Annotated in this window: 3 protein-coding genes, 1 pseudogene and 1 riboswitch; all 4 genes and pseudogenes read right to left on the minus strand. The window is 48.5% G+C overall.

Annotated elements, in window-relative coordinates:
* Nucleotides 1-451: pseudogene (locus tag B3182_RS04620) on the minus strand (thiazole synthase); the annotation flags it as partial.
* Nucleotide 452: 1 nt separating this feature from the next.
* Nucleotides 453-674, minus strand: coding sequence for a sulfur carrier protein ThiS (gene thiS / locus B3182_RS04625; RefSeq protein ID WP_292357331.1), 222 nt, complete (start codon nt 672-674; stop codon nt 453-455).
* Complete coding sequence (locus tag B3182_RS04630; protein WP_292357333.1) at nt 664-1,734, minus strand: FAD-dependent oxidoreductase; 1,071 nt, start codon at nt 1,732-1,734, stop codon at nt 664-666. Before B3182_RS04630 ends, thiS begins: the two co-directional genes overlap by 11 nt.
* Nucleotides 1,735-1,755: 21 nt before the next feature.
* Nucleotides 1,756-3,567, minus strand: coding sequence for a phosphomethylpyrimidine synthase ThiC (gene thiC / locus B3182_RS04635; RefSeq protein WP_292357335.1), 1,812 nt, complete (start codon nt 3,565-3,567; stop codon nt 1,756-1,758).
* Between the two features lie 106 nt (nt 3,568-3,673).
* Nucleotides 3,674-3,779, minus strand: a riboswitch (TPP riboswitch).
* Nucleotides 3,780-3,954: the final 175 nt, after the last annotated feature.

Raw genomic sequence — 3,954 nt, forward strand, 5'->3', positions numbered from 1 at the left:
AGCCGACATCGCGCAGCCGTTGGCAGATCACCAGATCATCGGTGCAGTAGGGAAACACTTTAAAACCATCGGCAATCAGGGTTTTGGTCGCTTCCAATAGAGCAAACGGATCCGGTTGTAGATTAAAACTGTCACCCAATACTTCGAGCTTGATCCAGTCAGTTTCAAATAACTCACGCGCCATATGGGCTGTTTTAATTGCCTCGGCTGCACTATAACAACCCGCGGTATTGGGTAATAAATGACAGCCCAGCGCTTCAATCATGTTCCAGAATTGCTGACCACTATTGGCCTGCCCGGCACTTTGCCGACGCAGAGATACGGTAATCACCTGAGCGCCTGACGCTTTAATGGCATCACACATCACTTGTGGTGAAGGATAAAGCGCCGTGCCGATAAATAAACGACTACTAAGGGTTTGACCGTAAACGGTCCAGTCAGATGCCTGCATGTCAGCCTCCACTGATCGGCGACAGCACATCAATGCGATCGCCTACTGATAATTGATAGGTTGGATGTGCCGATTTGGCGATAATATTGTCGTTAATCACCACCACAAACCGGCCTTCAGTCCAGCCATGTTCAGCCAGAAACGCCTGCAAATTAAAGCTTGTGGTTTCTATGGGCTGTTCATTCAAAATAATTGAGATGGGTTGAATCGACTCAGCTTGCATAACGCACTCCCGAATCTGTGTGTTCTGATAATTTTGTTAGTAATTGGTCGACCATTACCGGTCCCAGCAAATAACCATGCCTGTACAGGCCATTGATTTGATAACCCCACTCCTGCTGGCGAATGGTGGGTAAATGATCAGGTAATGCCGGACGGCAATGCGCCCGCATTTCCAACACCCGGGCTTCGGCAAACCCTTTATGAATGCTGTAAAGCGCCGATAGCAATTCCATAGCACTACGTACACTCACTGGTGACCGATCTTCGGATTCAATTACCGTCGCCCCAATGACATATTGCTGATCCGGTCTGGGGGCCAAATACAGCGGATAACGTGGATGCATTAAGCGTACGCACTGTTGCAGATTCACTTCCGGGGCATAAACACGCAACACTTCACCGCGCACCCCACGCAGCTCTTTCATATCCAACTTGCTGCCATTACCACGACAATCAATCACCGAGGTAAATTTACCCAGCGAATGTCCAAGCGTTTGCTGACACAATTGTTCCAATGTGTCGTTAGTTAACGTTTCAATCGGTTCAATGGTGTGCCAGTTAGCATGTTCGGTTAGAAACTCACCGACCTGCTGATAAAACTGGCGATTATCCAGACAGCTCTCTTGCGGGAAATACAACGCCGACCGAAAATTCTCGGCCAGTTCAGGTGACAGGTTTTGTAACTGCTGAGCGTCAATTTGCTGATAATCAGTCGGATCCAGAATATGTGCTGCACGCCGTTGATACCGTGCCAGTTCAGCCTTATCGCCTTCGTGCGCGACGACCAACGTGCCGCTCTGCGGATTAAATATTGGCTTTTCAAACTCAGCCAGCCATTTATCCCACAGCGCTTGACTTTGAATACCTAGATCGCGAATCGACCGATCTGCGGTCACCGCTTCGGTAAATGGCGCGATCATCGAAGCCGCAATAAAACCGGCACTGTCGGTACCGGCTTTATCGTCTGATGACAGAATCGTCACGGCATGACCAGTCTGAATCAGACGCCAGCTTGTCAGGCGTCCAATCAGACCGCTACCGATAATCAGATAATGCTTCATAGCGTTCTGAATCCGATCCAATCAAACCTGATGATAGATTTTGCTGCCAGCCGCCTTGAACTCTTCTGACTTCACAGTAAACGCCTCTTTCACATCATGTGAAATCTTCATTGAGCAGAATTTCGGTCCACACATAGAACAGAAATGCGCCACTTTAGCACTCGGTTTTGGCAGAGTTTCATCATGGAAAGCACGGGCAGTATCAGGGTCTAACCCGAGATTGAATTGATCTTCCCAACGGAATTCAAAACGCGCTTTGGAAATCGCATCATCACGTTCATGAGCACCCGGATGACCTTTGGCCAAATCGGCTGCATGCGCTGCAATTTTGTAGGTGATAATGCCGGTTTTAACATCATCTTTATTCGGCAAACCCAAATGCTCTTTGGGTGTCACGTAACACAACATCGCCGTACCAAACCAGCCAATCATCGCCGCACCAATACCCGAGGTAATGTGGTCATAACCTGGTGCAATATCAGTAACCAAAGGCCCCAAGGTATAGAAAGGCGCTTCGTGGCAGACTTCCAATTGCAGATCCATGTTTTCCTTGATCTTATGCATTGGCACATGACCCGGCCCTTCGATCATCACCTGCACATCATGTTTCCAGGCAATATGGGTTAATTCACCCAAAGTACGCAGCTCGGCAAACTGGGCTTCATCATTGGCATCAGCTTGTGAACCTGGACGCAAACCATCACCCAGAGAGAACGACACATCGTAGGCTTTCATGATTTCGCAGATATCTTCAAAGTGCGTGTACAAAAAGCTTTCTTCATGATGTGCCAGACACCAGGCCGCCATAATCGAGCCGCCACGTGACACAATGCCAGTAGTGCGGTTCACGGTCAGTGGAATATGCGCCAGACGAATACCAGCATGAATCGTAAAGTAACTCACGCCCTGCTCGGCCTGTTCAATCAACGTATCGCGAAACACTTCCCAGGTCAGATCTTCGGCAATGCCGTTTACTTTTTCCAAAGCCTGATACAACGGCACAGTACCGATTGGCACCGGTGAATTACGGATAATCCATTCGCGGGTCTGGTGAATATGTTTACCAGTCGACAAATCCATGACGGTATCACCACCCCAACGGGTACTCCACACCATCTTTTCAACTTCTTCTTCAATCGAGGAAGTGGTAGCAGAGTTACCGATATTGGCGTTGATTTTCACCAGAAAGTTACGACCGATAATCATCGGCTCAGCTTCAGGGTGATTGATATTGGCTGGAATAATCGCACGACCTTCGGCGACTTCTTTACGAACAAATTCCGGGGTGATGTGATTGGGTTTATCGGCTGGCAATTCGCCTTTGGCTTGCAGTGCAGCACGGCCCATGCTTTCGCGAATGGCGATATATTCCATTTCCGGGGTGATGATGCCTTGACGTGCATAGTGCATCTGGCTCACGTTTTTGCCCAGTTTGGCTTTGCGTGGCAGACGACGATTGGTGAACAGCGGAATATCAAATTCCTGCCCATCCTGATCGCGGGTAAAGTTGGAACTGAACGCCGGTAATACTTCGGTATCGTCACGTTCCTCAATCCATTGCTGACGAATCGGCGTTAAGCCTTTTTCCAGATCGATTGTTTCAGTGGGATCGGTGTAAATACCAGAGGTGTCGTAAACCATCACCGGCGCATTTGGCTCACCCGGCAGACTGGGATCACGATTCGGTGTATCGGTCAGGGAGATTTGACGAAATGGCACCCGGAGATCATCACGACTGCCGGTAATGTAGATTTTTTCAGAACCCGGTAATGGCTGAGTAGTAATGCCACTACGGTCTTTAATATCAATGACTTTTGGATTGGCTGCTGACATCTGATTTCCCCTTTTTGAATAAAAAAGTCGGGGAAATGAAGACGTTGCGCTTTCGCGAACAAGGTGATGGAGATACACGGCGGCTACAGTCAGACAATCAGACGTACCGGCATTCCGGCTTGTTTCCTACGGAGGTTCTAGCCTCTTCAGGTTCAACGGGTTTCATCTCAGCCCTTTCTGATAATTCAGAGGGGGCACCCCGACAAGTGGAAATCATCCTAAACTAAAAATGATTTTTTACACAAGCATCATCTGGCACAATGGGTCACATCAAACGGCATGAAATCAGGCAAAATCGGCCATGGCAGAGAACAAAAATAAAAATGATGACGACGAGTTTTCCTTGTTTCGCAATGAAATGAGCGACGCCGAGCCGATAAAACATGA

Source organism: Methylophaga sp. UBA4204 (genome assembly GCF_002379485.1).
Classification (GTDB): domain Bacteria; phylum Pseudomonadota; class Gammaproteobacteria; order Nitrosococcales; family Methylophagaceae; genus Methylophaga.